Genomic DNA, 7,567 nt, shown 5'->3' on the forward strand with positions numbered 1-7,567 from the left:
GTGGAGGGCGAGCGCGCCCGCAATGCCGCCGACCGTGCAGTGGCGATGTCATTCGCCGATTGGGGGATTCCACCCTGACCAGCGTGCAGGCGGTGCGTCGGGCGCTGCCAACGGTGAAGCTGATCGCGTCGGGCGGGATCCGCGATGGCGTCGACGTGGCCAAGGCCATCCGCCTGGGCGCGGACATCGCCGGGCAGGCGGCCAGCGTGCTGGGCGCGGCGACAGTGTCCACCGGGGCCGTTGTCGCGCATTTCGAGATCGTCATCCGCCAGTTGGCCGTCGCCTGCTTCTGCACGGGCTCGGCTGATCTGGCGGCGTTGCGTCAGGCGCGCTTGTTGCCCTCGTCGCATTTGTCCGCCGGTTGATGTCGGCGTCGTCCGCACGCTAACAGCAGGCTGCTGAAATACCTACGCCAAAGACAGACTATTGATCCCCCTGGCGAGACGGCTCGATTGACGGGAGCGATGTGTTCATGGAGCAGCTGTTCACGATGAAGCGGTTGGAAGATTTCGTTCCAGCCGGTCATCCTGGTGCCCGCACCGGCTGATGATCAATGGAGCGCTGGTGCGGCTAGACGGCATCCTTTCCGGCATGTACGCCTGCAGTGCCAAAGGCGGTCGCCCCAGCGTTGCGCCGGAGAAATTGCTGCGGGCCGTGTGTTGCAGGTGTTCTACAGCGTCCGTCGGAATTGATGCAGCAGGTGCTGCTGTGGCAAGGCCAAGACCCGGGAATGCCGTCAGCTTTGATCAGGCGCTTCGGGCCGTCGGAAACGCGCGAAGAGTCCGGCTTTCGAAAAAGGCCGAACGCCTCAGATAAAGCCAGAACTCCTTGGGTCACCATCAAACCAATTTGACGCCCCGGGACAATTTCGTCCGGCATTGTCCGGTGTGCGACGATGTTGGGGATGCGACATAGGCGGATTGCCGTGTATTTAAACCGCTTTTCCTTTGGCACGCATATTGCGCCCTATCGGTAAACCTCGTCATGGGCCGGCGGCAATCGCTCGGAGATTGTCGAAATAGCACAATGATTTCTGCCGGGGTGACATCCGGCCCGACTAGAGCAGGACCTTTCAGATGATGCAGAAAAGCAAGCGGCCATACTCGCGGGGAAATAGTCGCGTCAGGGCTGCATGGACGCTCTTTCCTGGTTGTTTCGGCGGCGGACGCCAACTCTTCAATCGGCACCCGAACCAGTGCCTGGATGTCCAAGGAGCGCCCCTGTTGCGCGTGCCTGGCTGCACCCGCGTGCTGGCTCTCCTCCAAGGCGACGCTTCGGCGCTGCTGCAGACCGGCGACGAGAACCCAACTTCAAAATTAGCATTCCGAAAACCGAAAGAAGTGAACAGGTATGTCCAGGATCGGCGCTTTGACGCGCGCCGCATGGCGATCGGCAACTCAGACGCTGGCCAAGGGTTCGAAAAGTTTACACCCGACGCTAGCGCCGGCCGATTTCAAGCGCGCACTTACGATCAACGATCGATATGGCGGGCTCACTGTCAATGTCCCCAAAATGCCTTTCTGGCTGACCGGGGGTGAAGCCTTCGTCTACCGCCGGACTAGCCACGGCGAGCAGCAGTTCATGCAGGTCGATGCTGCCACGGGTTTCAAGCGGCCCGCTTTCGATCAGGCGCGTCTGGCGGCAGCGCTAAACAAGGTGAGCCATGAGAGCTATCAAGCCGGCAATCTTCCGTTCGACCGTTTCGAACTGAGTGAGGATGGTCGCAGGCTCGACTTCCAGATTGAAGACACCCGGTGGAGCTGCGACCTTGCAAGCTATGACTGTACCAGCACCACATTCGATGCAAGGAAAGGGGACCGTAGGGAGCTCAGCCACCGCTACACGCCGCCAGCGGAGAACAACCCCGACAAGAGCAACGCGTCGCCCGACGGCAAATGGATCGCCTATATCAAGAACTGCAACGTTTTCCTGCGCAGCGAGGACGGATTGCAGGATGTTCCTCTGAGCCGGGACGGAGCCGAAGGCAATTGCTACGTCTTTTCGACGCTGAGCTGGTCGCCGGACTCGCGCCACCTCGCCGCTTACCTTGTTCGCCCCGGCTATAGGCGAGAGGTCCGCTACCTCAATTCTTCGACGGACCAGTTGGAGCGGGAATATTCAACAAAATTCTATCCCAGGCCGGGCGATGTCCTTCCGCTGCCCCAGCCAGTCCTGTTCGACATTGCCGGCCGGCGCCAGATCGTGATTGACGGTGCCCTCTTCTCGAACGTCTTCGAACTTTCCCCTCTCCGGTGGTGGGCGGACAGCCGCGGCTTCACTTTCGAATATAACCAGCGCGGGCATCAGCTTTATCGCCTGGTCGAGGTAGACGCCGCCTCGGGCCGCGGGCGCTCCCTGATCGATGAGACCAGCGAGACATTCGTTGATTATTTGCCGCTGGGGCATGGCCAGGAGGATGCCGGAAAAATCTTCCGTTACGATGTCGATGACGGGAAGGAGATCATCTGGGCATCAGAGCGCGACGGGTATGAGCATTTGTATCTTTTCAACGGCCGGACAGGCGCGCTCGAAAACCAGATCACGCGAGGTGAGTGGGTCGTCCGGAGGGTCAACCATGTCGATCCGGTCAAGCGTCAGATCTGGTTCGAGGCGAGCGGGATGAACTCGCAGGAGGACCCCTATTGGGTCCATGCTTACCGCATCGGCTTTGACGGCAAGGGACTGACTGCACTGACGCCCGAACCGGCCAACCACCATATCGAGTTCTCGCCTGACAGGCGCTATTATGTCGATCTCTGGTCACGCATCGATCTGCCCCCGCGCATGGCACTCTACCGCGCCAGCGACAATGCCAAGCTCCAGCAGATCGAGACGGCCGACATTTCTGAGCTCGTCGCCGCAGGCTGGCAGCCGCCGCTCAGTTTCCATTCCAAGGGGCGCGACGGCAAAACTGACATCTGGGGCGTGCTCCACCTGCCAGCCAACTTCGACCCGACGAAGAAATACCCGGTTGTGGAGAATATCTATGCTGGACCCCACGGCTCCTTCGTCCCAAAATCCTTCTCGCGGTGGACAGAGCCGCTCACGCAGCTGGGCTTCGTCGTTGCTCAGATCGACGGCATGGGCACCAACAACCGCTCCCGCGCCTTCCATGATGTTGCTTGGAAGAATCTGAAGGACGCAGGATTTCCCGATCGCATTCTGTGGCACAAGGCGGCGGCCGCGCAATATCCATGGTACGACATATCCAACGTCGGCATTTTTGGCGCATCCGCCGGCGGCCAGAGTGCAGTCAGCGCGCTGCTCTTTCACCCCGATTTCTACAAGGTCGCCGTCGCCAAAAACGGCTGCTTCGACAACAGGATAGACAAGACCTGGTGGAACGAACTTTGGATGGGGTGGCCGGTCGGCATTGAATATTCGCAATCCTCCGCCGTTGACAATGCTCACAGGCTGCAGGGCAAGCTGATGATCGCGGTCGGCGAAATGGATGATAATGTCGATCCGTTTTGCTCGTTCCAGCTTGCCGATCGACTCATCAAGGCAGGAAAAGATTTTGACATGGTCTACGTTCCTGGTGCCAATCACCATACTCTAGGCACCTACACCGAGCGCAAACTCCTAGACTTCTTCGTTCGCAACATTCTCGGTCAGACCCCGCCCGACTGGAACACCAAACCGATCGAGCTGGAATAGCTTGTGGCTCTTGCAATTGTTAGCTCGCCTTATCAGCTGTAATCAGGGCGAGGCGCGAGCAAATCTGCACCGAAGGACGATCGTGGAGTCTAGGACTTGCGCTGCGTATTGAGGATCGGCTCGCCGCGACGTTGGTCTGAGCAAACTGCTTGATAGGCACGCCTGCAGACCGCGTGTGTGCGATTGCAAGATCCCCTATCAGCCTGGTGTGAAGCGTTCAGGGGAAAAGCCGCACCCAACGCCGCTTCCGCTCGCCGTAACGCTACGGCGGTGCGGCCCACCGATCCGCTCGACGAGCATTGGAACACATAGGTCCCCGAACGGACGATTGCCTTGGCAATAGAAGACCCTCGTCGGTCATCGCCGCTGTGGGTGGCAGCCCGTCGGTCTGGAGCTGCCACGATTCTCATCCTCGCGTCACATATGAGCTGAAGCTTTCCGGATCGGGTATCCAATCGGCATCCAGTTGCTCGGCGATATGGTTGAATTCTGCCCTCAGGACAAGAGTGAGTAGAGCAGCCCCGCTACGAAAATCCCATCCTGGTTCGTTTGACGCATCGACTATTCAGATTGATTGGCGTGATACCCGGCGCGGCCGCAACACGCGAGGCCGTCAACCGCTGAGCAGAAAACCAGCCTTCGCCTTCCGCGGCGGCGGACCTCGTCAGCCTCTCGAAAGCTTGCCTGAGTAGGTTGCTCATGTGATCTGTGGAAGTGAGGATAGCGTGCACCCGTACAAACTAGACATTCATCGTGGCAGCTTGGCTGCAGGTGCAGCACGCCGTACCGCACGAGCAAGCGGACAGGCCGGCCAAGCCGGTTTTGAGCAGCACTTGGGCGAACTGCAGGCGGCGGACGAGTTGATGGGTGCGCTAGGCGAGGAGGTCCTCGTCAATGGCTCGCATGGTAAAGGTGAGTTGAGACCAACGAAGAGGCAGAGGATCCAAAGCAATCTGCAGCATGCTGTCACTGAGCGGCAACCAGGTGAGGTTGGCAACTCAGGCGCTCGCGTGATGATGCAACTCCCCACCGATCAGGTGGGTACATCGGAACGGGAGGCGCAACTTGTGATGCAGGGGGACGAGCACGAATACACCCCAGCACCGCATCTCGACGGGTCGATGCCCTCGACAGTGCAGCCGGATCGTCCAATTGTGGTCCCCGACGGTGCCGACAAGCGTCCTGTTTATTCCAACGATGCCACCGCCATCGAAGGGCTGAAGTCAGCACTCCTTGCGGGTAAAGCCAGGCCGGACACGGTCACTCGCAGCACAAATTCTCTTTTCGGCTTTAGTCGTTGGCTCTTTCAAAACAACAAGCCAGGGCTTGCTGCTCGGCTTTACCATCCGTCGCTGAGCCAGGATCTCGAGGAGTACGAGAGTAGGGGTGGTTCCTCCACCGTGGCTGGCGCACTGCGTCAATTGATGAAGTCGATGGGCGGAGCCGGCCCGATTGTGGGTCGCGCTGTCCTGAACCCCCATCCTGACGACGCCGCGCTCACCAGACATTTCAGATCCGCGAGCGGCTACGCAACTGCTCTTAACCATTTCAGTCATTACCTACGTCAAAATGACAAGCTCGGAATTGCGGGTCGCATTTACGATAAATCGCTGGATAAAGATGTTGAGAGCTACAAGGCCGCCTCCTCTAATGGTGGAGCTCCGATCGAATCTGCGCTGGTTTATCTCCGCAAGAACCCGCCGCGCGTTATACTCGGGAATCATCTGGAAAACGCGGTCAGCATGGAGGCTCGTCCCCGTGGCGACGCTGCTCAGCATACCGCACCACAGCAGGGATTCGATTGGCCAGAGGAGCTCCTGCCGGTAGGTTATAAGGAGGGCACCGATCTACCATTGTCTCTCGCCCCAACCGCGCACCAACACCAAGCGCCCGACTTTGGAGAGGCCGTCCCTCACTTGAACTGGCGCCACGGCGACCAGGGCGCCCCGGAGGAGCTGGTAGCTGCACGGGACAGGAGCAGCCCGCTGCCAAGCGAGGCGGTGCCACATAAATCTGGACGGGGACTCGCTACGCAGCCCAGATTGTGGGCGGAGAAATCCGCCTCGCCAGAGCTCTTTCGACGGCGGGCGGAGCAGGCTCTGCCGGCGTCCGCCAGAGGTGTGGAGACATCCTCCGCGGTTGATGAAGCCGCGCAGGCCGCTCGCCAAGCTTTGGCTTGGTTGCAGCAGGAGATGGAGGGGATCGAACCGATGCAGGATCCTCATGAGGTGGCTACACCGGAATGTGAGGCGCAGCTCGTCAGGCAGAGGGATGAGCACGAATCCACCCCAGCACCGCATCCCGGAGGTGGTGGGTCGATGCCCTCGACAGTGCAGCCGGATCGTCCAATTGTAGTCCCCGACGGTGCCGACAAGCGTCCTGTCTATTCCAACGATGCGACCGCTATCGAAGGGCTGAGGGCAGCATTCCACGCGGGTAAGGCCAAAGCGAACACGGTCACTTACAATGTAAATTCTCTTTTCGGCTTTAGTCGGTGGCTCCTTCAAAACAACAAGCCAGGGTTTGCTGCTCGGCTTTACCATTCGTCGCTGGATCAGGATCTCAAGGAGTACGAGAGTACGGGTGGTTCCTCCACCGTGGCTGGCGCACTGCGTTACCTCAAGAAGTCGACAGGCGGAGCCCCGATTATGGCTCGCCCTGTCGTGATCCCCTATCCTGACGATGCCGAGCTCATTAGAAATTACAGAGCCGCTTCGACCAAGGAGTACCTGGCAGCGCCTGCGACCGGACGGAATCCAGATACCGTGGGCGGCTATACAAATTTTCTTAGACATTTTAGTCAGTACCTGCGTCAAAATAACAAGCTTGGGATTGCGGCTCGGATTCACGACAAATCGCTGGATAAAGATGTTGAGAGCTTCAAGGCTGTCTCCTATGGTAATAGGCTAAGTATCAGTTCTGCATTGGCTCACCTCCGGGATATCCTGCCGCGCATTGTGCTCGGGCGCGAAACTGTCCTTTCTGCTCATCCGGCAGACGCAGTCACCAGGCGCGTTGGGGCCGCTGCTGAAGCTGGGCCAGCGGCACCGGCAAGAGCTCCCCAACCCGCCTCGCCAGCAACCGCTAGGCTGCCAGGCACCTACCGCGGCCTTCCACTGGTTGATGTGACCACACTGACTACCAGTTCCTCTGGGGCTCAGATCGGGGCGCTCGATCCGACAGCCCCGTCCAACGTTGCAACGGGGCGGGTGCTCGGCGCCGCCGAATGGCTGAGCGACGCCCATATCCAGAGAGATTACAATTTGCTGGAGGGGCAACTGCAGGGGATCAATCCGGCGCTCGCTGCCCGGACTCGGCTGGTGGATCCTTCCGTATCCCATCTACTGCGACACACGTCGCCGCAAGACGCTCGAGGCATATTGCAGTCCATCTATAATCAAAACAACGCCACAGCCGACTTCCTGTTCTTGCCAGTGAATAATGGCACGGCTACTAGCCCCGGCACCCATTGGTCGCTGCTGCTCGTTGATCGCCGCGACCCGGAAAGGCGGTTCGCCTATCACTACGACTCCCTCCAGCGAGAGGGATATAACGACGTGCCTGCAAAACAGCTCGCAGGACTGCTGAATGCCACCTTGGCGCCAGCCCCCATGGCCAGACAGACGAACCATTATGATTGCGGCGTATTTGTCCTGGAGGGCACGTGGGCGCTGGTTGAACGATTGGTGAAAGGGCAGCGGCCAGACCACGAGCCGCTGCCCCTCGACAACCTCGTTGCCGATCGGCAGGCGCTGCAAGACCGGCTAAGGAGGCGCTTGCCGCACGAGGAAGAGCCGCGGCAGCTGCTGGAGGATGAACCCGCCTCCCCACCGATGATGGCATTCGAGCCAGGGGAACTGCGGCAACTGTTGGAAGACGAGCCTGCCTCCCCACCAATGATGGCGTTCGA

At 59.7% G+C, this 7,567-nt stretch carries 2 protein-coding genes and 2 pseudogenes; all 4 read left to right on the forward strand.

Features of this window, described 5'->3' with window-relative positions:
- Window positions 1-365, forward strand: a pseudogene (locus tag EN879_RS16875) (alpha-hydroxy-acid oxidizing protein); the annotation flags it as partial.
- 86 nt (window positions 366-451) lie between these two features.
- Window positions 452-683: pseudogene (locus EN879_RS39965) on the forward strand (IS5/IS1182 family transposase); the annotation flags it as partial.
- Between the two features lie 667 nt (window positions 684-1,350).
- Complete coding sequence (locus EN879_RS16880; protein WP_063169235.1) at window positions 1,351-3,657, forward strand: S9 family peptidase; 2,307 nt, start codon at window positions 1,351-1,353, stop codon at window positions 3,655-3,657.
- A gap of 833 nt (window positions 3,658-4,490) precedes the next feature.
- A partial coding sequence (locus tag EN879_RS16885) for a Ulp1 family isopeptidase (RefSeq protein ID WP_245493830.1) occupies window positions 4,491-7,567 on the forward strand: 3,077 nt, incomplete at its 3' end.

It is taken from the genome of Mesorhizobium sp. M7A.F.Ca.AU.002.02.1.1, from assembly GCF_003998535.1.
In the GTDB taxonomy this organism is placed as follows: domain Bacteria; phylum Pseudomonadota; class Alphaproteobacteria; order Rhizobiales; family Rhizobiaceae; genus Mesorhizobium; species Mesorhizobium ciceri.